Source organism: Pseudomonas sp. LRF_L74, assembly GCF_965644255.1.
Classification (GTDB): domain Bacteria; phylum Pseudomonadota; class Gammaproteobacteria; order Pseudomonadales; family Pseudomonadaceae; genus Aquipseudomonas.
Genome location: NZ_CBFFRH010000004.1, coordinates 375,776 through 400,479, shown reverse-complemented (window position 1 = coordinate 400,479; position 24,704 = coordinate 375,776). Strand labels below are relative to the sequence as shown.

Annotated in this window: 21 protein-coding genes; 14 read left to right on the top strand and 7 right to left on the bottom strand. The window is 62.2% G+C overall.

The genetic code is table 11. The features are described from left to right. Positions 1 to 45: 45 nt before the first annotated feature. The 5 genes from ACSZPK_RS13170 (at position 46) to ACSZPK_RS13150 (ending at position 6,392) form a co-directional block, all read left to right on the top strand. Entirely contained in the window at positions 46 to 339 is a 294-nt protein-coding gene (locus ACSZPK_RS13170; protein WP_437881919.1) for a pyrroloquinoline quinone biosynthesis protein PqqE, read from the top strand. A gap of 37 nt (positions 340 to 376) precedes the next feature. Further along, positions 377 to 1,081 carry a putative metalloprotease CJM1_0395 family protein gene (locus ACSZPK_RS13165; RefSeq protein WP_437881918.1) on the top strand — a complete coding sequence of 235 codons (705 nt, stop codon included), beginning with the start codon at positions 377 to 379 and terminating at the stop codon, positions 1,079 to 1,081. A 154-nt stretch (positions 1,082 to 1,235) separates the two neighbouring features. Continuing rightward, on the top strand, positions 1,236 to 3,041 hold the full coding sequence (locus ACSZPK_RS13160; protein WP_437881917.1) for a phenylacyl-CoA dehydrogenase: 1,806 nt from the start codon (positions 1,236 to 1,238) through the stop codon (positions 3,039 to 3,041). A gap of 130 nt (positions 3,042 to 3,171) precedes the next feature. Next, positions 3,172 to 4,470, top strand: coding sequence for a diguanylate cyclase (locus ACSZPK_RS13155; protein ID WP_437881916.1), 1,299 nt, complete (start codon positions 3,172 to 3,174; stop codon positions 4,468 to 4,470). A gap of 143 nt (positions 4,471 to 4,613) precedes the next feature. After that, positions 4,614 to 6,392: an acyl-CoA dehydrogenase C-terminal domain-containing protein gene (locus tag ACSZPK_RS13150; protein ID WP_437881915.1), complete on the top strand. Its 1,779-nt coding sequence runs from the start codon at positions 4,614 to 4,616 to the stop codon at positions 6,390 to 6,392. Between the two features lie 205 nt (positions 6,393 to 6,597). Here ACSZPK_RS13150 and ACSZPK_RS13145 read toward each other — a convergent pair whose 3' ends face one another. From ACSZPK_RS13145 to ACSZPK_RS13120, 6 genes are all read right to left on the bottom strand, one after another. Continuing rightward, the gene (locus tag ACSZPK_RS13145; RefSeq protein ID WP_437881914.1) at positions 6,598 to 6,969 is read right to left on the bottom strand and encodes a gamma-butyrobetaine hydroxylase-like domain-containing protein; all 372 of its coding nucleotides are present in this window, start codon (positions 6,967 to 6,969) and stop codon (positions 6,598 to 6,600) included. A gap of 92 nt (positions 6,970 to 7,061) precedes the next feature. Continuing rightward, positions 7,062 to 8,399, bottom strand: a complete 1,338-nt coding sequence (gene hslU / locus ACSZPK_RS13140; RefSeq protein ID WP_437881913.1) for an ATP-dependent protease ATPase subunit HslU — start codon at positions 8,397 to 8,399, stop codon at positions 7,062 to 7,064. Between the two features lie 27 nt (positions 8,400 to 8,426). Then, positions 8,427 to 8,957: an ATP-dependent protease subunit HslV gene (hslV, locus tag ACSZPK_RS13135; RefSeq protein ID WP_437881912.1), complete on the bottom strand. Its 531-nt coding sequence runs from the start codon at positions 8,955 to 8,957 to the stop codon at positions 8,427 to 8,429. 99 nt (positions 8,958 to 9,056) lie between these two features. Continuing rightward, entirely contained in the window at positions 9,057 to 9,794 is a 738-nt protein-coding gene (locus ACSZPK_RS13130; RefSeq protein WP_437881911.1) for an SPOR domain-containing protein, read from the bottom strand. Then, complete coding sequence (gene argS, locus ACSZPK_RS13125; protein ID WP_437881910.1) at positions 9,795 to 11,534, bottom strand: arginine--tRNA ligase; 1,740 nt, start codon at positions 11,532 to 11,534, stop codon at positions 9,795 to 9,797. Positions 11,535 to 11,620: 86 nt separating this feature from the next. Further along, the gene (locus ACSZPK_RS13120; RefSeq protein ID WP_437881909.1) at positions 11,621 to 13,843 is read right to left on the bottom strand and encodes a primosomal protein N'; all 2,223 of its coding nucleotides are present in this window, start codon (positions 13,841 to 13,843) and stop codon (positions 11,621 to 11,623) included. 176 nt (positions 13,844 to 14,019) lie between these two features. Here ACSZPK_RS13120 and rpmE point away from each other — a divergent pair, with 176 nt between their 5' ends. The 3 genes from rpmE to ACSZPK_RS13105 all read left to right on the top strand — a co-directional run bounded on the left by rpmE (position 14,020) and on the right by ACSZPK_RS13105 (position 16,442). Then, a complete protein-coding gene (gene rpmE / locus ACSZPK_RS13115) occupies positions 14,020 to 14,232 on the top strand; it encodes a 50S ribosomal protein L31 (protein ID WP_437881908.1) in 213 nt (70 codons plus the stop codon). A 26-nt stretch (positions 14,233 to 14,258) separates the two neighbouring features. Beyond that, positions 14,259 to 15,062, top strand: a complete 804-nt coding sequence (locus ACSZPK_RS13110) for a thermonuclease family protein (protein WP_437881907.1) — start codon at positions 14,259 to 14,261, stop codon at positions 15,060 to 15,062. Positions 15,063 to 15,173: 111 nt separating this feature from the next. Further along, positions 15,174 to 16,442, top strand: a complete 1,269-nt coding sequence (locus ACSZPK_RS13105) for a malic enzyme-like NAD(P)-binding protein (protein WP_437881906.1) — start codon at positions 15,174 to 15,176, stop codon at positions 16,440 to 16,442. A 61-nt stretch (positions 16,443 to 16,503) separates the two neighbouring features. On the opposite strand, the gene ACSZPK_RS13100 is transcribed toward ACSZPK_RS13105, so the two are convergent. Continuing rightward, entirely contained in the window at positions 16,504 to 18,918 is a 2,415-nt protein-coding gene (locus ACSZPK_RS13100) for a penicillin-binding protein 1A (protein WP_437881905.1), read from the bottom strand. Positions 18,919 to 19,102: 184 nt separating this feature from the next. Between ACSZPK_RS13100 and ACSZPK_RS13095 the strand changes: the two genes are divergently transcribed. From ACSZPK_RS13095 to aroK, 6 genes are read left to right on the top strand one after another with little or no spacing between them, the layout of a single operon-like run. Further along, a complete protein-coding gene (locus ACSZPK_RS13095) occupies positions 19,103 to 20,167 on the top strand; it encodes a pilus assembly protein PilM (protein ID WP_437881904.1) in 1,065 nt (354 codons plus the stop codon). Continuing rightward, complete coding sequence (locus tag ACSZPK_RS13090; RefSeq protein ID WP_437881903.1) at positions 20,167 to 20,787, top strand: PilN domain-containing protein; 621 nt, start codon at positions 20,167 to 20,169, stop codon at positions 20,785 to 20,787. Before ACSZPK_RS13095 ends, ACSZPK_RS13090 begins: the two co-directional genes overlap by 1 nt. Beyond that, complete coding sequence (gene pilO / locus ACSZPK_RS13085) at positions 20,784 to 21,410, top strand: type 4a pilus biogenesis protein PilO (protein ID WP_437881902.1); 627 nt, start codon at positions 20,784 to 20,786, stop codon at positions 21,408 to 21,410. Before ACSZPK_RS13090 ends, pilO begins: the two co-directional genes overlap by 4 nt. Next, positions 21,407 to 21,934 carry a type 4a pilus biogenesis lipoprotein PilP gene (pilP, locus tag ACSZPK_RS13080; protein WP_437881901.1) on the top strand — a complete coding sequence of 176 codons (528 nt, stop codon included), beginning with the start codon at positions 21,407 to 21,409 and terminating at the stop codon, positions 21,932 to 21,934. The genes pilO and pilP overlap by 4 nt, the downstream gene beginning before the upstream one ends. A gap of 53 nt (positions 21,935 to 21,987) precedes the next feature. Then, positions 21,988 to 24,129, top strand: a complete 2,142-nt coding sequence (pilQ, locus tag ACSZPK_RS13075; protein ID WP_437881900.1) for a type IV pilus secretin PilQ — start codon at positions 21,988 to 21,990, stop codon at positions 24,127 to 24,129. 4 nt (positions 24,130 to 24,133) lie between these two features. Beyond that, positions 24,134 to 24,652, top strand: a complete 519-nt coding sequence (gene aroK, locus ACSZPK_RS13070) for a shikimate kinase AroK (protein WP_437881899.1) — start codon at positions 24,134 to 24,136, stop codon at positions 24,650 to 24,652. Positions 24,653 to 24,704 lie beyond the last annotated feature (52 nt).

The window sequence follows — 24,704 nt, the reverse complement described above, 5'->3', positions numbered from 1 at the left end:
TCTGTTTCAATTCCGATACCTCAGTTGCGTTGGGGAGCAAAACCCATGCAGATTTCCGGTAACGCCCTTGGCTACGGCCTGAACGCCTTTCAGTCCGGGCAGCGTCGTGTCGATCAGGCCGCCACCGATATCGCCGCTAATACAGCCAATTCACAGTCGGCGGTCGAGCGTCCTACCGAGCGTGTGAGCCAGTCCATCCAAGACGCGCGTGATGTCACGCCAAGCATCGAGGACAGTGCCGTAGCGCTGAACGTTGGCTCGATCGAGGCCCAGGCCGGTGCTCGGGTGATCAAAACCGCCGACCAAGTGCTCGGCACCCTGATCGATACCCGCGCCTGACCCGACTCGCCCGCCATGACGGGCGAGGAGATCCACGATGCAGATCGGTAGCGTCGGTTCTTCATCCCTTCTGCCTCAACCCTATGCGTGGGCTGCACCCACGCCTGCCTCCGAATCCATCCCTGCCCCCACTGCCAGCCAGCGTTCGGCCGATGCCGACGACAGCACGTCCCGCGATGGCCAGGGCGGCGCTACGAATTCTCCCGGGCAGTTAGCGAGCCGTGCCGAGAAAGCCCAGCAGCAAGCCGATCTTCAAGAACTCTCCGAACTGGCCAAGCGCGACCGTGAGGTTCGTGCCCATGAGCAGGCGCATGCCGCAGTCGGGGGCGCCCATGCCGGCTCACCGTCCTACACCTATACCCGTGGCCCGAATGGCAAGGCCTATGCCACGGCAGGGGAGGTTGGCATCGACGTCGGCGCGGTCAACGGCGACCCGCAAGCGACCATCCGCAAGATGGAAGTCGTTCAGCGTGCGGCATTGGCGCCGGCAGAGCCCTCGGCACAGGATCGACGTGTCGCTGCCCAGGCCCAGGCGCGTTCCCTCGAGGCCCAGGGCGAACTGGCCAAGGTCCAACGTGAAGAACAGGCAGAGAAGGCCGTCGAGAAAAGTCAGGAAAGCGAAGGCGACGATTCGGAGAATGAGCAGGGCGATTCGGCCTCGCTGGCCAGTCGCGCACTCGATCTCTACCGGCACATTTCCTCTGGCGCAAGCTACGCTCCGGCATTGGACGTCTCTGCGTGAGCGTGCGGGGCGGTGCTTGACAAGGGTCAGGCTGAAACGTAAGTTTCAAACGTCCGTTTAACAGCGTTCGCCTGACTCAGTTCGAGCTTTCTTCGCGCCATCCGAGCGCGCTCGAACTATAAAACCAAAGCATTCACCGTAGAGGTTAACCGCCATGCCTGAGTACAAGGCCCCGTTGCGTGATATTCGTTTCGTCCGCGATGAACTGCTTGGTTACGAAGCGCATTATCAAAGCTTGCCCGGTTGCCAGGACGCGACCCCCGATATGGTCGATGCCATCCTTGAGGAGGGCGCCAAGTTCTGTGAGCAGGTTCTCGCACCGCTCAATCGCGTCGGTGACACCGAGGGCTGCGTCTGGTCCGAATCCGGCGTGAAGACGCCAACCGGGTTCAAGGAGGCCTACCAGCAATTCGTCGAAGGCGGCTGGCCGAGCCTGGCGCATCATGTCGAGCACGGCGGCCAAGGCCTGCCGGAATCCCTGGGCCTGGTGCTCAGCGAGCTGGTTGGCGAGTCCAACTGGGCCTGGGGCATGTATCCCGGCCTGTCCCATGGCGCGATGAACACCATCGAAGCCCACGGCACCGCCGAGCAGAAGCACACCTACCTGACCAAGCTGGTCTCCGGCGAATGGACCGGCACCATGTGCCTGACCGAGCCGCATTGCGGCACCGACCTGGGCATGCTGCGGACCAAGGCCGAGCCCCAGGCCGATGGTTCCTACAAGGTCAGCGGGACCAAGATCTTCATTTCCGCTGGCGAGCACGACATGGCCGACAACATCGTCCATATCGTCCTGGCCCGCCTGCCCGATGCGCCACAAGGCACCAAGGGCATCTCCCTGTTCATCGTGCCCAAGGTGCTGCCGGGCGCCGATGGTGCGCTGGGTGAGCGCAACGCGGTTTCCTGTGGCTCGCTCGAACACAAGATGGGCATCCACGGCAACGCCACCTGCGTGATGAACTTCGACGGTGCCACCGGTTTCCTGATCGGCCCGGCGAACAAGGGCCTGAACTGCATGTTCACCTTCATGAACACCGCGCGCCTGGGTACCGCGCTGCAAGGCCTGGCCCATGCCGAGATCGGCTTCCAGGGCGGCATCAAGTACGCCCGCGAGCGCTTGCAGATGCGCTCCCTGAGCGGCCCGAAGGCGCCGGACAAGGCGGCCGACCCGATCATCGTGCACCCGGACGTGCGTCGCATGCTGCTGACCATGAAGGCCTTCGCCGAAGGCAACCGGGCGATGGTCTACTTCACCGCCAAGCAGGTCGACATCGTCAAGTACAGCCAGGATGAAGAGCAGAAGAAGGCCGCCGACTCGCTGCTGGCGTTCCTCACGCCGATCGCCAAGGCGTTCATGACCGAAGTCGGCTTCGAGTCGGCCTCCCATGGCATGCAGATCTACGGTGGCCACGGCTATATCGCCGAGTGGGGCATGGAGCAGAACCTGCGCGACAGCCGTATCTCGATGATGTACGAGGGCACCACCGGCGTGCAGGCGCTTGATCTGCTCGGGCGCAAGGTGCTGATGACCCAGGGCGAGGCGCTCAAGGGTTTCACCAAGATCGTGCACAAGTTCTGCCAGGCCAATGAGTCCAACGAAGCGCTCAAGGAGCTCATCGCACCACTGGCGCAACTGAACAAGGAGTGGGGCGACGTTACCCTGAAGATCGGTATGGCAGCGATGAAGGACCGCGAGGAAGTCGGTGCCGCCTCGGTGGATTACCTGATGTACTCCGGCTACGCCTGCCTGGCCTACTTCTGGGCCGACATGGCGCGTGTGGCGGCCGAGAAGCTGGCTACCGGCGAGGGCGACGAGGCGTTCTACAAGGCCAAGCTGCAGACCGCGCGCTTCTACTTCAAGCGCATCCTGCCGCGTACCCGCACCCACGTCGAAACCATGCTGTCCGGCGCGGCCAGCCTGATGGATATGGACGAGGCGGATTTCACCCTGGGTTACTGACAGGGTTGCCAGTCGAGAACCGCGGCCTGGTGCCGCGGTTTTTTTTGGATTCGTTGTCGACTGCGCGATGTAAAAGACCGCGCCGCTAGGCAAAATGCCATCTCGCTGTTGCGATGCCGGAGATTTCGCCTTGCCTCGTCCCCTCATCACGCGCCTTGGCCAATTCGCCCTGCCTGCCCTGTTGCTGGCGGGGGGCTGGCCGGTTGCCTACCTGACCAGGCTGAGCGAGTTCTTCGAGTCGTTGTTCAATGTCTTGCCGACCCTGCTTCTGCTGCTGGGTGGCATGTTCTGCGCGATGTATCGACGCCAGCGCGAGTTGTCGCTACTGGTGGTGGTCTACCTGGCGTATTACCTGCTGGATGATCAGATCGACTATTTCCGGGCGCACGGCAAGGTGCGCGACGACGCCGCGCTGGTCTTTCATCTGTGCAGCCTGTTGCTGCCTGCGCTATACGCGTTGTTCGGGCTCTGGCGCGAACGCAGTCACCTGCTCCAGGACCTCGTTGCCCGATCCGCGGTGCTGGGCGCGGTCGGCGCGGTTGCCGGCGGGCTGGCCTTGCGTTTTCCACAGTCGATGCAGGCCTGGCTGGCGGACATCCACTGGCCGTCCTGGCATGGGCAATGGATGAGCCTGGTGCAGATGGCCTATCCGCTGTTCTTGATTGCCTTGGTTCTGTTGCTGGTACAGTGCATCCGCCAACCGAGGCCACTTCACGGCGCCTTGCTGTTCGGCCTGCCTGCCTTGTTCTGGATGCTGCCCAACACATTCATCCTGCCCCATGCGCTGCAAGTGATGAGCTGTCTGGTGATGCTGATGATCATTGCCGCTATCGCCCAGGAGGCCTACCAGATGGCCTACCGTGACGAGCTGACCGGCTTGCCCGGGCGCAGGGCGCTGAATGACCGGTTGGATCGCCTGGGGCGCAATTACGTGATCGCCATGGCTGATGTCGATCACTTCAAGCAGTTCAACGATACCCATGGCCACGATATCGGCGACCAGGTGCTACGCCTGGTCGCCAGCCAACTGCGGCGTATCGGCGGCGGTGGCAAGGCCTATCGCTATGGTGGCGAGGAATTCACCCTGGTATTTCCCGGCAAGACGCTGGAGGAGTGCCGCCAACACCTGGAAAGCATTCGCCAGGCCATCGAGTCCTACCGCCTGCAACTGCGCGACAAGCAGAGCAGGCCGAATAGCGACCGTCAGGGGCAACGTCTGCGCCGCGCCGCCGAGGCCACCAGCGTTTCGGTGACTATCAGTATCGGCATGGCCGAGCGCGAAGCCCACCAGCGTTCGGCCGACGAAGTGATCCGCGCGGCGGACAAGGCGCTGTATGCGGCGAAACGGGCCGGGCGTAACTGCGTCATGGCCCATGGGCAGCCGGAGCGCCGTGGTGCCGTGCGCGTGGCAACCGCTGTACAGGACTAGCGGGGCGTCTAGGCTGGGGGTGTCGAGAAACAGTCGTGTCCGGTCGGTCATTTTATGGCTTGTTGTACTGTTTCTGTAGTCTTGTAGACTCGGCTCAGACCGAGGCGCCAGTCGCCGTTCCGTGATTTCATCGAGGGGGTTCCATGGCCGATTACAAAGCTCCGCTGCGCGATATGCGCTTCGTCCTCAACGAGGTGTTCCAGGTCTCCCGGCTCTGGGCCCAGTTACCCGGCCTTGCTGAGCTGGTCGATGAAGAGACTGCCAATGCGGTGCTTGAAGAGGCGGGCAAAGTCACCGCCGGCAGTATTGCACCGCTCAATCGCAGCGGTGACGAGGAAGGCTGCACCTGGCACGACTCGGCGGTGAAGACCCCGGCAGGTTTTCCCGAGGCTTATCGCACTTATGCGGAGGGCGGCTGGGTTGGCGTCGGTGGCGATCCGCTGTTCGGTGGCATGGGCATGCCCAAGGTGATCGGCGCCCAGGTGGAGGAAATGGTCAATTCGTCCAGCCTGTCGTTCGGCCTCTATCCGATGCTGACCGCCGGGGCCTGCCTGTCGCTCAACGCCCACGCCAGCGAAGAACTCAAGCAGAAATACCTGCCGAACCTGTATGCCGGCGTCTGGACGGGCTCCATGTGCTTGACCGAACCGCATGCCGGTACCGACCTGGGCATCATCCGCACCAAGGCCGAGCCGCAGGCCGACGGCTCCTACACGATCAGTGGCACCAAGATATTCATCACTGGTGGCGAGCATGACCTGACCGAGAACATCATCCATCTGGTGCTGGCCAAGCTGCCTGATGCGCCTGCCGGCTCCAAAGGCATCTCGTTGTTCCTAGTGCCCAAGTTCCTGGTCAACGAGGACGGCTCGCTGGGTGAACGTAACCCGGTCAGTTGCGGCTCCATCGAACACAAGATGGGGATCAAGGCGTCATCGACCTGTGTGATGAATTTCGACGCTGCCACGGGCTGGATCGTCGATGCGCCGAACAGGGGCCTGGCAGCGATGTTCACCATGATGAACTACGAGCGACTGGGGGTTGGCATCCAGGGCCTGGCGACTGGCGAGCGCTCCTACCAGAGTGCCGTGGAGTACGCCCGCGAACGTATCCAGAGTCGCGCGCCAAGCGGTCCGGTTGCCCCGGACAAGGCGGCCGATCCGATCATCGTGCATCCCGATGTCCGTCGCATGCTGCTGACCATGAAGGCGCTCAACGAAGGTGGCCGTGCGTTCTCCAGCTACGTGGCCATGCAGCTCGACACCGCCAAGTACAGCGAAGAGCCGGCGACCCGCAAGCGTGCCGAAGAATTGGTGGCGCTGCTGACGCCGGTGGCCAAGGCCTTCCTCACCGACATGGGCCTGGAAACCACGCTGCATGGCCAGCAGGTCTTCGGTGGCCATGGCTTCATCCGCGAATGGGGGCAGGAGCAACTGGTGCGCGATTGCCGCATCACCCAGATCTATGAAGGCACCAACGGTATCCAGGCGCTGGATCTGGTCGGGCGCAAGGTGGTGGGCAGCGGTGGGGCTTACTACAAGCACTTTGCCGAAGAGATCAAGGCGTTCACCGATTCCGCCGATGCTGCGCTGAGCGAGTTCGTCGAGCCGCTCAAGGCCGCCATCGCCAACCTCGAACAGATGACCAGCGAACTGCTGGTACGGGCCAAGTCGAACCCCAATGAAGTCGGTGCCGCGTCGGTCGAATACCTGCATGTGTTCGGCTATACCGCCTACGCCTACATGTGGGCGCTGATGGCGCGCACGGCGCTGGCGAAACAGGGCGAGGACGCGTTCTACGCCAGCAAGCTGGGCACCGCGCGCTTCTACTTCGCACGGCTGTTGCCGCGTATTCATTCGCTCACTGCCTCGGTGCGGGCGGGCAGTGAATCGCTGTATCTGTTGAGTGCAGAGCAGTTTTAAGAGGCTGGATGAGGTTTTCGAGCAGCCCAAAATGGCTGCTTCGTAGGGTGGACCGGGACGCGCAGTCAACGCGAAGCTTGTCCACCGCTCTGCATGGCCAATGGTGGACAAGCTTCGCGTTGACTGCGCGTCCCGGTCCACCCTACAAAAGCGAACGGCCGCTCTTGTCTCGATTCAGTCGTTCACGCGCAAAGGCTAGCAGACCTTAAAGCATCAACCTGACCACTGACTCGTTCGGGTCGCGGGATTTTCCTGCGGCCGCGAGTTCGTCCAGATAGTCCTGCCAGAGTGCTTCCCGGCGGGTGGCGAGCTGGTAGAGGTAATCCCAGGTGAACAGGCCGCTGTCGTGGCCGTCGTCGAAACTGATCTTCAGCGCGTAGTTGCCGGCTGGCTCCAGCTTGCTCAGGCCGACGCCGAGCTTGCCGGTCTGCAGGACCGGCTTGCCATGGCCCTGCACTTCCGCCGAGGGCGAGTGCACACGCAGGAACTCGGCATCGAGCACGAAGCGCTCTTCACCGTAATGCAGCTCCAGGGTCTTCGAGGCCTTGTGCAGCTTGATCGCGGAAGGGACACGCATGGAGGCAGCTCCAGGCCGCAAGCCCCAAGCTACAAGTGGAGTCAGGGCAACGTTTCTGACTTTACGCTTGTAGCTTGGCGCTCATGGCTGCTTCAGAGGATGTAGCGCGACAGGTCTTCGTCCTGGGCCAGTTCGCCCAGGTGGCCGTTGACGTAGTCCGCGTCGATGACGATCGGTTCGCCGTTCTGCTGGCCGGCCAGGTCGCCGGCGCTGAAGGAGACTTCCTCCAGCAGGCGTTCGAGCAGGGTGTGCAGGCGACGGGCACCGATGTTCTCAGTCTTCTCGTTGACCTGCCAGGCGATCTCGGCGATGCGCTTGATGCCATCTTCGGCGAACTGGATGTGCAGCCCCTCGGTCTTCAGCAGTTCGCTGTACTGTTCGGTCAGCGCGGCGTGGGGTTCGGTGAGGATGCGTTCGAAATCCTCCGGGGTCAGCGCCTTCAGTTCGACCCGGATCGGCAGGCGCCCCTGCAGCTCGGGCACCAGGTCGCTGGGCTTGCTCAGGTGGAAGGCGCCGGACGCGATGAACAGGATGTGGTCGGTCTTGACCATGCCCAGCTTGGTGTTGACCGTGCAGCCTTCGATCAGCGGCAACAGGTCGCGCTGCACGCCTTCGCGGGAGACGTCGGCGCCGCCGGTATTGGCGCGCTTGGCGACCTTGTCGATCTCGTCGATGAACACGATGCCGTGTTGCTCGACGGCTTCCAGGGCGCGGGCCTTGAGTTCTTCCTCATTGACCAGGCGCGCGGCTTCTTCGTCGCGGACCAGCTTGAGCGCGTCCTTGACCTTGAGCTTGCGGTTCTTTTTCTTGCCCTTGCCGAGGTTGGCGAACAGACCCTGCAACTGGTTGGTCATTTCCTCCATGCCCGGCGGGGTCATGATCTCGATGCCGGCCGGCTGTTCGGCGACTTCGATCTCGATTTCCTTGTCGTCCAGTTGGCCTTCGCGCAGGCGCTTGCGGAACAGCTGGCGGGTGTTGGAATCGGTGCTTTGCGCGGCCTCTTCGTTGAACGAGCGGGCTGGCGGCAGCAGGGCATCGAGGATGCGTTCTTCCGCGGCATCGGCGGCACGGTGCTGGACGCGGACGATTTCCTGCTCGCGCAGCAGCTTGATCGAAGCGTCGGCCAGATCACGGATGATCGATTCGACGTCACGGCCGACGTAACCGACTTCGGTGAACTTGGTCGCTTCCACCTTGAGGAACGGCGCGTTGGCCAGCTTGGCCAGGCGTCGGGCGATCTCGGTCTTGCCGACCCCGGTGGGGCCGATCATCAGGATATTCTTCGGGGTCACTTCCTGGCGCAGTTCGGCGGGCAACTGCATGCGCCGCCAGCGGTTGCGCAGGGCGATGGCTACGGCACGCTTGGCGTCGTCCTGGCCGATGATATGGCGATTGAGTTCGTGGACGATCTCGCGGGGCGTCATGGACATGCTTGTTTGCTCCGGTGCGGCCTGCGCTTATTCCGCGCAGTCCTGCTCCTCAATGGTCAGGTTCTGGTTAGTAAAGACACAGATCGATCCGGCAATGTTCAATGCCGTCTCGGTGATCTCGCGAGCGGTCAGGTCGGTCTTCTGCAGCAGGGCCATGGCCGCGGCCTGGGCGAAACCGCCTCCCGAGCCCATGGCGATCAAGCCATGCTCGGGCTCGACCACGTCGCCGTTGCCGGTGATGATCAGCGAGGCGTCCTTGTTGGCCACCGCCAGCATGGCTTCCAGGCGGCTCAGGGAGCGGTCGGTGCGCCAGTCTTTGGCCAGTTCGACGGCGGCGCGCACCAGATGGCCCTGGTGTTTCTCAAGCTGGCCTTCGAAGCGCTCGAACAGGGTGAAGGCGTCGGCGGTGGCGCCAGCGAAGCCAGCCAGCACCTGGCCGTGGTACAGGCGGCGGACCTTCTTGGCGTTGCCTTTCATCACGGTGTTGCCGAGCGATACCTGGCCGTCGCCGCCCATGACGACTTTGCCGTTGCGGCGAACTGAAACGATGGTGGTCAAGGGAAAGTCTCCACGCAGCGGGGCGGTTTTGCCCGGATAGGAGACACAAATGGGGTGGCCGGCCGGGTTTTTCAACCATGGCCGGCCACGGATATCGGATCAGCGCCTTGATTGGCGCTGTTGCAGCAGCAGATTGCTGTAGCCGCTGGCGGCCAACTGTTTCTGCGCCGCGGCGAGCTGTTCGCGACTGGCATAGGGACCGACCAGCACGCGGTACCAGGTTTCGTCGCGCACGGTGCCGGATTCCACCGAGACGTTCTGGCCGAGCAGGATGATCTGCGCGCGTACCCTGTCGGCGTCCTGCTGCTTGCGGAACGAGCCGGCCTGGAGGAAGAACTGGGTCGTCAGCGGCGCGGTGTTGGTCGGCGTCGCGGCAGGCGGCGTTGGCGCCGTGGTCTGGGCGCTGGCCACGGTCGGCGGCGGCGGAGGCGTCCGGCCATTGAGCAGCGCTTCGGCTCGCGCGGCGTCGATCTTCGCCGCTTCTTCCGGCGTCACGGGCTTCTGTGGCGGAACGGCTGGCGTCTGCTGTGGCATGGCGTCCGGCGGCACGATCACTTCGGACTCGGGCAGCAGGGTGTAGAAGTCGTACTTCGGCTTGACCGGGTCATTGGCTGCGGTGCCGCTGGCCGGTGCGGGCTTGGCGGCACTGGCTTTCTGCTCCTCGGGCTTGGTGCGCTTGACCTCGTTGCGACCCGGTTCGAGGCTGAACAGGAACACCATGAAGCCGCCGATCACCAGGCCGCAGGCCAGCCAGATCCAGCCGGGAACCGGCTTCTTCTTCGGCGCCTGGTAGCGGCTGGCGCCGCGTTTGGGCGCCGCTTTTTTCTTTGCCGCCACTTACATGCGCTCCAGGGTTCGCAGGCCCAGCAGCTCCAGGCCCTGTTTCAGGGTACGGCCGGTCAGCGCGGCGAGGCGCAGGCGGCTGTTACGGGTCGTTTCGTCCTCGGCGGTCAGCACCGGGCAGTTCTCGTAGAAGCTGGAGAACAGGCCGGCCAGGTCGTAGAGGTAGGCGCATAGCAGGTGTGGCGTACCCTTGTCGGCGATACCGTTGAGCACGTCGGCGAACTGCGCGAGCTTGCCGGCCAATGCCTGTTCCTGGTCGGCGACCAGGGTGATCCGCCCGCCGATCTCGTCGACGCCTTTGCCCAGCTTGCGGAAGATGCTGGCCACGCGGGTGTAGGCGTACAGCAGATAAGGCGCGGTGTTGCCCTCGAAGCTCAGCATCAGTTCGAAGTTGAAGCTGTAGTCGCTGGTGCGGTGCTTGGACAGGTCGGCGTACTTCACCGCGCCGATGCCCACGGCGCTGGCGATCTGGCGCAGCTCGGCGTCGTCCAGTTCGGGGTTCTTGCCTTTCACCAGGGCGTAGGCGCGCTGCTCGGCCTCTTCGAGCAGGTCGACCAGCTTTACCGTGCCGCCGTCGCGGGTCTTGAACGGCTTGCCGTCGGCACCGTTCATGGTGCCGAAACCCATGTGTTCCAGGTCCATCGAGGGTGGCACGAAGCCGGCCAGGCGCGCGGCGGCAAAGACCATCTGGAAGTGCAGGGCCTGGCGCTGGTCGACGAAATACAGGGCGCGGTCCGCCTTGAGCACGTTGGCACGGTAGCGGGTCGCCGCCAGGTCCGTGGTGGCGTACAGGTAGCCGCCTCCCGCTTTCTGCACGATCAGTGGCAGCGGGTTGCCTTCGGCGTTCTTGAATTCCTCCATGAACACGCAGCGGGCGCCATCGCTCTCGGTCAGCAGGCCCTTGGCATCCAGGTCGGCGATGACCTTGGCCAGGTCATCGTTGTAGGCGCTCTCGCCCTTGACGTCGGCCATGCTCAGCTTGACGCCGAGGCGGTCGTAGAGGGCCTGGCAGTGGCTCAGGGAGATATCGTTGAAGCGGTGCCACAGGCGCAGGCACTCGGCATCGCCGGCCTGCAGCTTGACCACCAGTTCGCGGGCACGGTCGGCGAATTCGGCGGAGTCGTCGAAGCGCTTCTTCGCCGCGCGGTAGAAGGTTTCCAGGTCGGACAGCTCGGCATCGCTACCGACCGGCTGCTCCTGCATGTAGGCCAGCAGCATGCCGAACTGGGTGCCCCAGTCGCCGACGTGGTTCTGCCGGATCACCTCGTCGCCAAGGAACTCCAGGACCCGCGCCACGCCGTCGCCGATGATGGTCGAGCGCAGGTGGCCGACGTGCATTTCCTTGGCCAGGTTGGGCGCGGAAAGATCGACCACGGTGCGCTGGCTGGCGCCACTCTTGCGCACGCCGAGCCTGGTGTCGGCCAGCGCCGCCTCCAGGCGCTGGGCCAGGGCATCGCTGTTCTGGAAAAAATTGAGGAAGCCCGGCCCGGCGATCTCGACCTTGGCGATGCCGTCGTCTGCCGGCAGCGCGGCGACCAGCTTCTCGGCCAGGTCGCGTGGTTTCATGCCGGCCTGCTTGGACAGCATCATGGCGATGTTGCTGGCGAAGTCGCCGTTGCTCTTGTCCTTGGTGTTCTCCACCTGGATCGCCGGGGCGAGGCCCTCGGGCAGCACGCCGTCCGCGGTCAGTTGAGTCAGGGCTTGCTGGATCAGGTGGCGAATCGTGTCTTTCATGGTCTGCTCGGTCGGCCTTGGCGGGTCGAAAACGGGGGATTATCGGTGCGCAGGGGGCATGCCTTCAAGCCGCGAGCGCTGAAACGCTAGAACATGTCCATCGGATCGACGTCCAGCGACCAGCGTACCGCGCGTCCTGAAGGCAGTGCTTCCAGTGCGAGGAGCCAGGTGGCGAGCAGGCGGTGCAGCGGTGCCCGCTGGCCTGCCTGCAACAGAAGCTGAGCGCGATAGCGCCCGGCGCGCCGCTCCATGGGAGCAGGAACCGGGCCGAGAAGTTCGATGTTCGAGCCAACTCCTTGCTGCATGAGCTGTTCAGCGATTGTGCAGGCTTCGTCGAGAAAGCTTTCCGCCTGGCCCGGCTTGTGCGCCTCGGCGCGCAACAGGGCAAGGTGCGAGAAGGGCGGCCAACTGGCGCTGCGGCGTTCGCTCAGGGCCTGCTCGGCGAATGCCGTGTAGCCTTGCTCGGTGAGCTGCACCAGCAGCGGGTGATCGGCCAGGTGGCTCTGGATGATCACCTTGCCGGGCTCGTCCGCCCGTCCGGCGCGGCCAGCGACCTGGACGATCAATTGGGCCATGCGCTCGCTGGCGCGGAAGTCGGCGGAAAACAGGCCACCATCGGCATCGAGAATCGCGACCAGGGTCACGCGGGGAAAGTGGTGACCCTTGGCCAACATCTGCGTGCCGACCAGCAGGCAGGGCTCGCCTTTGCTGATGGTGGTGAACAGCTTGTCCATCGCGCCCTTGCGCGCAGTGCTGTCGCGGTCGACGCGAAACACCGGGTAATCGGGAAACAGCAGGGCCAGGCGCTCCTCGGCCCGCTCGGTACCGGCGCCGACCGGGCGCAGGTCGACCTGCGAGCATTCCGGGCACTGGCGTGGCACGCGCTCGACATGGCCGCAGTGATGGCAGCGCAGTTCGTTGTGACGCTGGTGCAGGGTCATGCGCGCGTCGCAGCGTGGGCACTGGCTGATCCAGCCGCAGTCGTGGCACAGCAGGGTCGGCGCGAAGCCGCGACGGTTGAGGAACACCAGCACCTGTTGGCCAGCCTCCAGGGTCTTGCCGATGGCCTGTTGCAGCGGGCCGCTGATACCGGAGTCGAGCGGCAGGCTCTTCACATCCAGGCGCAGGAAGCGCGGCGGCTTGGCGTTGCCGGCACGTTCGCTGAGCTTGAGCAAGGCATAGCGGCCGGCATGGGCGTTGTGCAGGCTTTCCAGTGAAGGTGTGGCAGAGCCGAGCACGATGGGCAGGTTTTCCTGGCGCGCCCGCACCAGGGCCAGGTCGCGGGCGTGGTAGCGCAAGCCTTCTTGCTGTTTATAGGAGCCGTCGTGTTCTTCGTCGACGATGATCAGGCCTGGCCGCTTCAGCGGCGTGAACAACGCCGAGCGGGTACCGATGACGATGTCGGCTTCGCCATCGCGCGCGGCCAGCCAGGCGTCGAGGCGGTCGCGGTCGTTGATGCCTGAGTGGAGCAGGGCGATGCGCGCGTTGAAGCGCCGCGAGAAGCGTTCGAAGGTCTGGGGGCCGAGGTTGATTTCCGGAATCAGCACCAGCACTTGCTTGCCTGCCTCCAGGGCGTGGCGGATCAGTTGCAGGTAGACCTCGGTCTTGCCGCTGCCGGTCACGCCATAAAGAAGGAAGGCGCCGAAGTCGTCCATGCCCGATTGCACGGCGTTGAAGGCGGCGCGCTGCTGGGCATTGAGTGGCAGCTCCGGTTGCGCCAGCCAACTGCTGCCGTGTCTTTGCAAGGGGGCGCTGCGACGGATTTCCACGTGCACCAGTTCTTTTTGCAGGAGCAGGTCGAGGCTGTCCTTGTTCAATTGCAGCTTGCTCAACAGCGTGTGCGGTACGCCATGATGATGCTGGGCAAGGGTGCGCAGCGCTTCGCGCTGGCGCGGGGCGCGGGCCAGGCGCGGATCGTCCGGATTGGCTCCCGGACTGACTAGCCAGAAGCGCTCCTGGCGTGCTTCGGCGAGCTCGCCCTGGCGTAGCAGCACAGGCAGCGCCCAGCTCAAGGTATCGCCCAGGCTGTGCTGGTAATACTGGGCGGTCCACAGGCACAGCCTGAACAGCGATTCCGGTAGCGCTGGCGTGCGGTCGAGCAGTTCCAGGGCTGGCTTGAGCTTGTTCGCCGGCACCTCGCTGCGGTCGCTGAGTTCCACCAGGATGCCGATGACCTCGCGCCTGCCGAAGGGCACGCGCAGGCGGACGCCCGGCTGCAGCGCACTGCGTGGAAAGCCGGCAGGCGCCAGGTAATCGAACAGGCGCCGCAGGGGCGAAGGCAGGGCCAGGCGCAGGATGGTATCGGGCACGCTCACTCCGAGGCGGGATGGCTCGTTCGCAGGGTTGGCGATGCTAGCACGCTGGCGGACAGGCGGCGTATCGTTGCGCTTGCAGTGCAGGGTATGTCTGGTATTATCCGCCGCCTTATTCCGTGCGGTACTCGACAATGGCGTCGAGTGGCGGCACACCCACCGAGGAAAATGCGATGAAAGCTGATATCCACCCGAACTACGTAGAAGTGACTGCGACCTGCAGCTGCGGCAACGTCATCAACACTCGCTCCACCCTGGGCAAGTCGCTGAGCCTGGACGTGTGCTCCGAGTGCCACCCGTTCTACACCGGCAAGCAGAAAGTGCTGGACACCGGTGGCCGTATCGACCGCTTCAAGCAGCGTTTCGGTGTGTTCGGCGCCAAGTAATTGGCCGAATCATCGCGGAAAGCCCGATGGCCTTCTTCGAGTTGCTGAAAAAGGCGCCCTTTCTGGGCGCCTTTTTCGTTTCTGCCGTGCTGCCGCTCGTGGCCTGGGCGCAATGCCCGCAGCCTGATGGTCTGGAGTCCGTCGCGGTGGCCAGGGTGGTGGATGGCGATACCGTGCGCCTCCAGGATGGTCGCAGCGTGCGCCTCATCGGCATCAACGCCCCGGAACTCGCCGGACGTGGTCGTGCCGACGAACCGTTCGCCCAGCGCGCAAGACAGCGCCTGCAGGCGCTGGTCGATGAGTCCGCTGGGCGGCTAAGGCTGGCTTCCGGAGACCCGGCCCGGGATCGCTACGGGCGTACCCTCGCTCATCTGTACGACACACGCAATCGCAGCCTGGAAGCCCTGTTGCTGGCGGAAGGCTTTGCCTATCTGATCGCCTATGCGCCAGGCGATGCCTGGTTGCAATGCCTGGACGAGGCCGAGCGCCATGCGCGTACCGCCGCCCTGGGACTGTGGCGACAGCCCGTGGTGATCACGCCGAAGGCCATCCGCCGCAGCGGTTTCGCGCTGGTGCGCGCAAGCGTGACGGCCGTCGAGCGTAATCGTGGTGGCCTGTGGATCGAGCTGCGTGGCGGTCTGGTCGCACACATCGACAGGCGGCGAGTCGACAGTTTCGACGAGGCGTCATTGCGGCGCATGATCGGGCGCGAAGTCGAGGTGCGTGGCTGGATCGTCGACCGTAGCCGTAATGGCGGCGCCGTCGCGCAGGCGAGATGGCTACTGCCTCTGACTCATTCGCGGATGATTCGCCTGTCAGGCAGCGACTAGGCTGAGTCTGTGGGCGCCGAATCCGGACTGGTCCGACCAATCTTGTGACGTGTATTCATCTTGCGTATGCTCCGACGCCTGCTTTTCATAGCAACAGCGGAAATAACCAATATGTCTGACCTAAAAACTGCCGCTCTCGAATACCACGCCAATCCTCGCCCTGGAAAACTGAGCGTGGAGCTGACCAAGCCCACCGCGACCGCTCGTGACCTGGCCCTGGCATACAGTCCGGGGGTCGCCGAGCCTGTGCGCGAAATCGCTCGCGACCCGGAGCTGGCCTATCGCTACACCGGCAAAGGCAACCTGGTTGCCGTTATCTCCGACGGCACCGCCATTCTCGGCCTGGGCGACCTCGGCCCGCTGGCCTCCAAGCCGGTCATGGAAGGCAAGGGGGTTCTGTTCAAGCGCTTCGCCGGTGTCGATGTCTTCGATATCGAAGTCGATGCCGAAAGCCCGCAGGCCTTCATCGATACCGTGAAGCGTATTTCCATCACCTTCGGTGGCATCAACCTCGAAGACATCAAGGCGCCCGAGTGTTTCGAGATCGAGCGTGCGCTGATCGAACAGTGCGATATCCCGGTATTCCACGACGACCAGCACGGCACCGCCATCGTCACCGCCGCGGGTATGCTCAACGCCCTGGAAATCGCCGGCAAGACCCTGCCGGAAGCGAAGGTCGTCTGCCTTGGCGCTGGCGCTGCGGCGATTTCCTGCATGAAGCTGCTGATCAGCATGGGGGCCAAGGTCGAGAACATTTTCATGATCGATCGCAAAGGCGTGATCCATGCCGGTCGCGACGACCTGAACCAGTACAAGGCGGTGTTCGCCCACGAGACCGACAAGCGCACCCTGTCCGAGGCACTCGATGGCGCGGACGTATTCGTCGGCCTGTCCGGTGCCAACCTGCTGGGCTCGGAAGACCTGCTACGCATGGCGCCGAATCCGGTGGTCTTCGCCTGTTCCAACCCGGACCCGGAGATCAAGCCGGAGCTGGCCCACGCCACTCGCGATGACGTGATCATGGCGACCGGGCGTTCGGATTATCCGAACCAGGTCAACAACGTGCTGGGCTTCCCCTTCATCTTCCGCGGCGCGCTGGACGTTCGAGCGACCCGCATCAACGAGGAGATGAAGATCGCTGCTGCCCTGGCCCTGCGTGACCTGGCCAAGCTGCCGGTGCCTCAGGAGGTGTCCGATGCCTATGGTGGTGTCGCGCTGTCGTTCGGGCGCGAGTACATCATTCCCAAGCCGCTGGACGCTCGCCTGATCACCGTCATCTCCGACGCGGTCGCCAAGGCCGCCATCGAGACTGGCGTGGCGCTGCTGCCGTATCCGAAGCACTATCCGCTGACGTCGGTGGATGATGTATTCAAAGGCTGAGCGCTGATTCGATCGCAATAAAAAAACCGCCGCGGCGGTTTTTTTATTGCTCGAGATTTTTTCAGAACAGATCCAGCGGTGCTGACTCGTCCGCCGGCAGCGGGCTGCCTGGAACCGCAGGACCACCCTCTATTTCATTCATGGGCGGCGGCGAGTCCTCGCTCTTGAACAGCTCGAAGTAGGCGTTTGGCGAGCCTGGCGTGGCGGCGCGGCCGCTGACGGGATCGACCCGCAGTGACAGCAGGCCTTCCGGTTCCTTCGGCAGATGCTCAGGTTTGTCCTTCAGCGCCGCCGCCATGTACGCCATCCAGATCGGCAGCGACACGGTGCCGCCGAACTCCTGGCGGCCCAGGCTTTCCGGCTGGTCGAAGCCCGACCAGACGGTGGTCACGTAGTCGGCGTTGTAGCCGGAGAACCAACTGTCCTTCGATTCGTTGGTGGTGCCGGTCTTGCCGGCGATGTCGCCGCGGCCCATTGCCAAAGCGCGTCGACCTGTGCCGCGTTTGATCACATCCTGCAGCATGCTGGTCATGATGTAGGCGGTGCGTTCATCGATGATCTGCTCGGCGGCGACCGGTTCGACCACGCTGGCGGCCGGGTCCTTCGACAGTTTGACGGTGTTCTCTTCCTGGATGTCGCGGGCGCTGTCCGCGGTGCGCGCCGGGTTGGCGGTGAACAGGGTCTTGCCATCGCGGCTTTCGATGCGGTCGATCAGGTAGGGCTGGACCTTGTAGCCGCCGTTGGCGAAGGCGGTCCAGCCCGTGGCGATTTCCATTGGTGTCAGGTTGGCCGTGCCCAGGGCCAGGGACAGGTTGCGTGGCAGGTCCTGCTTGTTGAAGCCGAAGCGGCTGACGTAGTTGAGCGCGTAGTCGATGCCGATGGTTTGCAGCAGGCGGATCGAGACCAGGTTGCGCGACTTGTACAACGCTTCGCGCAGGCGGATCGGGCCGAGGAAGGTGTTGTTGTCGTTCTTCGGTCGCCAGGCTTCCTCCATGCCGGCCTCCTGGAACACGATGGGCGCATCGTTGACCAGGCTGGCGGCGGTGAAGCCGGTGTCGAGGGCGGCGCTATAAATGAACGGCTTGAAGCTGGAGCCTGGCTGGCGCTTGGCCTGGGTGACCCGGTTGTAGTTGCTCTGCTCGAAGGCGAAGCCGCCGGCCAGCGCGCGGATCGCCCCGCTCTGCGGGTCGAGCGAAACCAGGGCGCTTTGCGCGGCGGGGACCTGGCTGAAGGTCAGCGTGTTGTTTTCCTTGTCGCGTTCGACGCGGATCATGTCGCCGATCTGTACCACGTCAGCGGGCTGCTGGGGCTTGGCACCGATGCTGTTGGTGTTGAGGAAGGGGCGTGCCCATTTCATGCTGTCCCAGGATACCGCCTGCTCCTGGCCATCGCGGGTGATAACCAGGATGCCGCTCTTTTCGATCTGACTGACCACGGCGGGTTCCAGCCCGCCGATAGTGCGGTGCTTGGCCAGTTCGGCAATCCAGGCCTCACGGGTCTGGCCGGGCAGGCGAGTCTCGGGGCTGCGATAGCCGTGGCGCTGGTCGTAGCTGATCAACCCATCATGCAGTGCCTTGTTCGCTGCCTCCTGCAGGGGAGATGGAACGGTCAGGGTTACTCGGAAGCCTTCCGTGTACGCGTCGCTGCCATAGCGGCCGACCATTTCGGCGCGGGCCATTTCTGCGATATAGGGCGCATTCAGTTCGGGGGGCTGTACGTGATAATGGGCGTCGATCGGCTCGGCCAGCGCCGCGTTGTAGCGGGCCTGGTCGATCTTGCCCAGGCGCAGCATGCGGCCAAGGATCCAGTCGCGCCGCTCCTTGCTGCGTGTCGGGTTGACCAGTGGATTGTAGCGGGAGGGTGCCTTGGGCAGGCCGGCGATCATGGCCATTTGCGCCAGGCTCGCGTCGCGGATCGACTTGCCGTAGTAAATCTGTGACGCGGCCTCGATACCGTAGGCACGGTTGCCGAGGTAGATCTTGTTGACGTAGAGCTCCAGGATCTCGTTCTTGGTGAGTTGGCGCTCAATTTGCAAGGCAAGGAGGATTTCGCTGATCTTGCGCGAGAAACTGCGCTCGTTGGTGAGGAAGTAGTTCTTCGCGACCTGCATCGTGATGGTACTGCCGCCGGACTGAATGTGGCCGCTCGACAATAACTGCGTAGCAGCGCGCATCAGGCTGCTGAAGTCGACGCCATAATGATTGGCGAAGTTGTCATCTTCGGCAGAGAGCAGTGCCTGGATGAAGTCTGGTGGAATGTCGTCGAAGCGAATGGGGGAGCGACGCATTTCGCCGAATTCGGCAATCAGTTTCTGATCGCTGCTATAGATCCTCAGCGGGATCTGCAACTGAATGCTGCGCAGGGATTCGACGGAGGGGAGGCTTGGGCTCAGATAGAGGAATGCACCACTAAAACTGAGCAGCAAACCACAAAAAATGGCGACGCAGGACCACCATATAAACTTCAGCAGACGCATTGGGTTCCGTGGATTTCCAGATAAAAGAAAGAGTTAAGTATTGCGCGCAGTAGATAAGGGAAAAACTGTTCACATTATAAGCGTTTTTTTTGACGGGGAGCTATTTGCGCTTCTGTCAAGACTGTTATTTAATGTGGAAAAACATAAATAGTCCGTAAGTCTCGGATGCAGAAGGAAAACGGTCGTGCTAGGGCTCTTCAGTAAGAAAGCGAATACGCTTCTGGGGATCGATATAAGTTCGACCTCGGTAAAGCTCCTTGAATTGAGTCGGACAGGTAGCCGCTACAAGGTCGAGGCTTATGCCGTCGAGCCGCTGCCGCCCAATGCCGTGGTCGAGAAGAACATTGCCGAGCTGGAGGGCGTCGGCCAGGCACTTTCCCGAGTACTGGCCAAGGCCAAGACCGGGGTCAAGTCCGTGGCGGTCGCCGTTGCAGGTTCCGCAGTCATCACCAAGACCATCGAAATGGAAGCGGGGCTTTCCGAAGACGAACTGGAAACCCAGCTCAAGGTCGAGGCCGATCAGTACATTCCCTACCCGCTGGAGGAGGTCGCCATCGACTTCGAGGTCCAGGGAGTATCCGCGCGCAACGCAGAACGGGTCGAGGTTCTCCTTGCCGCATGCCGCAAGGAAAACGTCGAAGTGCGTGAGGCGGCACTGGGGCTGGCTGGCCTGACGCCCAAGGTGGTCGATGTCGAAGCGTACGCACTGGAGCGCGCATATGGTCTCTTAGCGCCGCAACTGGGCAGTGGACACGAAGACCTGACCGTTGCCGTCGTCGACATCGGCGCGACCATGACCACGCTCAGCGTGCTGCATGGCGGGCGTACTATCTATACCCGCGAGCAAATGTTCGGCGGCCGTCAGTTGACCGAGGAAATCCAGCGCCGCTATGGCCTCTCGGTGGACGAGGCCGGACTTGCCAAGAAGCAGGGCGGCCTGCCGGATGACTACGAGAACGAAGTGCTGCTGCCATTCAAGGAGGCGGTGGTCCAGCAGGTTTCCCGCTCGCTGCAATTCTTTTTCGCGGCCGGACAGTTCAATGACGTCGACTACATCCTGCTGGCAGGCGGTACCGCATCCATTCCTGATCTGGATCGTATGATCCAGCAAAAGATCGGCACTCCCACTCAAGTTGCAAATCCATTCGCCGACATGGCGCTGGGCAGCAAGGTCAATGCGGGGGCCCTGGCAAGCGATGCGCCAGCGTTGATGATTGCGTGCGGCTTGGCGATGAGGAGTTTCGACTGATGGCACGGATCAACCTTTTACCTTGGCGCGAGCAACTGCGCGAGGAGCGCAAGCAGCGTTTTATCGTGTCGCTGGTCGGTGTGCTGGTTCTTGGCGCTGGCATCATCTTTCTTGGTGGGCAGTACCTTGAAGGTGCAATCGAGCAGCAGAGCGCGCGCAATGATTTCATCAAGAAGGAAATCGCCGTGCTCGACGCCCGAATCAAGGAAATCAATGAGCTCAAGGCGCGTCGCCAGCAGTTGATCGAACGTATGAAAGTCATTCAGGACCTGCAGGGTAACCGGCCAATAATCGGACACGTATTCGATCAATTGGTTCGCACTTTGCAGGATGGCGTTTATTTCACCGAGCTGAAAATGTCTGGCAAGACCATCGCCATTTCTGGTGCTGCTGAATCCAACAGCCGGGTTTCCAACCTGATGCGCAACATGGCGGCTTCCGAATGGCTGACAGCGCCCAACCTCGCCGAGGTCAAGGCTGTGACCGCAGGAGCCATCGATCAGGCCAATGTGTTCAAACTGACCGTTCAGCAGACGCGCCCTGGCGACGATGCCAGCGAAGAAGTTCAGGGCAGTACCGCAAGCAAGCCTGCCGCTAGCAAAGGGAGGGCCAAGAAATGAGCCTTACCGAATCCTTAGAGTCTTTGAAGAAAGTCAATCTATCCGAGCTCGACGTCAACAATCTTGGCGCCTGGCCGCCAGTAGTGAAGGTTATCGCCTGTATCCTGCTGCTGATCATTTCCCTGGGCGTGGGCTATAAGCTCTACTTGGAGGACCTGCAGGATCGACTGGCTTCGGTGGTCGCGGAAGAGGAAACGCTGAAGGGCAAGTTCTCCGACAAGGCCTTCCAGGCCGCCAATCTGGAGGTATACAAGGCCCAGATGGTGGAGATGGAGAACTCCTTCAGTGCCTTGCTCAAGCAACTGCCCAGCGATACCGAGGTGCCTGGGTTGCTGGAGGACATCACGCGCCAAGGCCTCGACAGCGGTCTTGAATTCGAGGAAATCAAGCTGCAGCCGGAAGTCACCCAGCAGTTCTACATCGAGTTGCCTATCCAGATATCGGTCGTCGGCGGCTATCACGACCTCGCGACATTCGTCAGCGGCGTTTCCAGCTTGCCGCGTATCGTGACCCTGCATGATTTCGAGATCAAGCCGGCAGCCGAGGGCAGCACTACCAAGCTGCGCATGAGTATCCTGGCCAAGACCTATCGCTACAATGATCAGGGGCTGAAGAAAAAATGAAAGTAGCCCGTCTGTTGTATTTACCTGCCATGGTCGTCTACCTGGCGGGATGTTCGGGAAGCAGCGATTTCGCTGATCTGCAAGAGTTCATGGATCAGCAGCGCGCCCGCCCCAACGGCAAGGTCGAAGCGATTCCCAAATCGCCAGTGTACGAAGCGTTCGTCTATAAGGCTGCGAACATGCGCAGTCCTTTCCAGCCGCCGATCAAGATCGAGCTCAATGCGCAGAAGAAGGGTTCGAAGGACATCAAGCCTGACGAAACCCGGGTCAAGCAGTTCCTTGAAGGTTTCAACATCGAAACATTCGAAATGGTCGGCACCCTGTCCAATGACGGCTCTACCTATGGGTTGGTGAAAGGTGCGGGTGGCGTGCATCGCATCAAGGTCGGGGATTACCTGGGCCGTAACGATGGTCGTATTTCGGCAATTACCGAGTCCGAGATCGACGTTATAGAGATTGTTCCCGATGGCGAGGGAGGGTGGCTCGAGCGTCCTCGCAGCTTGCCTCTCAAGGAGCGTTCGTGATGGCGGGCTCGAAAATGAAATCAAAAAACAGATCTGCACAATGGAATAGGGTGATGAATAGCTCTCTGGCGCGTTTCGGAATTTCAATCGTTGCTACGCTGTTCGCGCCTGCGCTGCTGGCGGCGAACCTGCAGAAACTGGATGTTGCAGCCCTGCCGGGAGGCAAGGTCGAGCTCCGGCTCGCCTTCGATCAGCCGATATCTGCGCCCAAGGGCTACACCATCGAGCAGCCTGCCCGGATCGCCCTGGACCTGCCGGGGGTTTCCAACAAGCTTGGCACCAAGAATCGCGAGCTGGGTGTCGGCAACGCCCGTAGCGTTACCGTCGTCGAGGCCAAGGATCGTACCCGCCTCATCGTGAATCTCTCGACCCTGGTGCCCTATAGCACGAGGGCGGAAGGCAACAATATCGTCGTGGTCGTCGGCGATGGTGCGGCCACTACAAGCGCGTTCACCACTCCCTCGCAAGTACAGAGTGCGCCGGTCGCGGCGGTGTCTTCCGGTCGTGCCATCAAGGGCGTCGACTTCCAGCGTGGGCAGGGTGGCGAGGGTAACGTCGTCATCGAATTGTCCGACGCTTCGGTGAGCCCTGATATCCAGGAACAGGGCGGCAAGATCCGCCTGGATTTCAACAAGACCCAGGTTCCGGAGAGTCTGCGTGCCAAGCTGGACGTGAAGGATTTCGCCACTCCAGTGCAATTCGTCAGCACCAGTGCCCAGTCGGACAAGGCGACTATCTTCATCGAGCCAACCGGTTTCTACGATTATCTGGTCTACCAGGCAGACAACAAGCTGACCGTCAGTGTCAAGCCGTTGTCCCAGGATGACGTGGAGAACAAGAAGAAAGAGCGTTTTGCCTATTCGGGTGAAAAACTTTCGCTGAACTTCCAGGATATCGATGTGCGTTCGGTGCTGCAGCTTATTGCCGACTTTACCGATCTCAACCTGGTAGCGAGCGACACTGTGCAGGGCAATATCACCCTGCGTCTGCAGAACGTGCCGTGGGACCAGGCGCTGGATCTGGTACTGAAGACGCGCGGTCTCGACAAGCGCAAGGTTGGCAACGTCCTGCTGGTCGCTCCGGCTGATGAGATTGCTGCCCGTGAGCGTCAGGAACTGGAGTCCAAGAAGCAGATTGCCGAGTTGGCGCCGCTGCGTCGTGAGCTGATTCAGGTCAACTACGCCAAGGCCTCTGACATCGCTGCACTGTTCAGCTCGGTCTCGGGTGGGAATGCCACTACTGGCCAGCAGGCCTCGACAGCGGCCCAGCAGGTTCAGCGTGGCTCGATCACGGTCGATGACCGTACCAACAGCATCATCGCTTACCAGACCCAGGAGGCCCTTGACGAACTGCGGCGCATCGTTGCTCAGCTCGATATCCCGGTACGCCAGGTCATGATCGAGGCGCGCATCGTCGAGGCCACCGTTGGCTATAACAAGAGCCTGGGGGTTCGCTGGGGTGGTGCGGCGACCAGCAGCAGTGGCAAGTGGTCCACCTACGGTGGCCAGTCAGGTACGCGTACCGTAGATGACGACGGCACGGTCTATTTCCCTGGAACCGATACCGTAGGCGACTGGACTGCAACCGATGGTACGGCGTCGACGCCGTTCGTTGACCTTGCCGCCAGTAACGCGACATCGGGTATCGGTATCGGCTTCCTGACCGACAACGTCATGCTCGATCTGCAGCTCACGGCGATGGAAAGCACGGGTAATGGCGAGATTATCTCCCAGCCCAAGGTCGTGACCTCCGACAAGGAAACCGCCAAGATCCTGCGTGGCTCGAAAATTCCTTACCAGGAATCCAGCTCCAGCGGTGCGACCAGTGTTTCCTTCGTGGAGGCCGCACTGTCGCTTGAAGTGACCCCGCAGATCACGCCTGACAACCGCATCATCATGGAGGTCAAGGTCAACAAGGATCAGGCGAACTTCCAGGATGCCGTCAACGGTACGCCAAGCATCGATACCAACGAGGTCAATGCCAAGGTGCTGATCAACGATGGCGAGACCATCGTTCTCGGCGGTGTGTTCAGCAACACCCAGACCAAGTCGACGTCGAAGGTGCCGTTCCTCGGCGACCTGCCGTACCTGGGGCGCCTGTTCCGCCAGGACACCGTTCAGGACGAGAAGGAAGAGCTGCTTATCTTCCTGACTCCGCGTATCATCAACAGCCAGGCTATCGCTGTGAGTCGTTGATGTTGTGCGTAATCTGATACTGGTAGGCCCGATGGGGGCTGGCAAGAGCACCATCGGGCGTTTGTTGGCCAAAGAATTGAAGTTGCAGTTCAGGGATTCGGACAAGGAAATCGAGCAACGTACCGGGGCGGACATCCCCTGGATCTTCGATGTCGAAGGCGAGCAAGGTTTTCGCGAGCGTGAGCAGGCTGCAATAGCCGATCTGTGTCATATGGATGGCGTCGTCATCGCTACTGGTGGCGGTGTTGTTCTACGCGAGCAGAATCGCCAGGCCTTGCGCAAGGGCGGGCGTGTCATCTACCTGCATGCGTCGGTCGAGCAGCAAATCGATCGCACTGCGCGTGACAAGAATCGTCCGCTGCTGCGCAATCCGAATCCGGGACAGGTACTGAAAGGCCTGATGGAAATTCGCGATCCGCTCTATCGAGAAATCGCCGATATCGTCATCAAGACCGACGAGCGTCCACCGCGCATGGTGGTCCAGGAGATCATGGATCGCCTGGAGATTTTGGTTCCTCGTTAAGGCAGTTCTGACCGGCGATCCTCAACTGCGTTATTCTATGGCCCTTTCATTA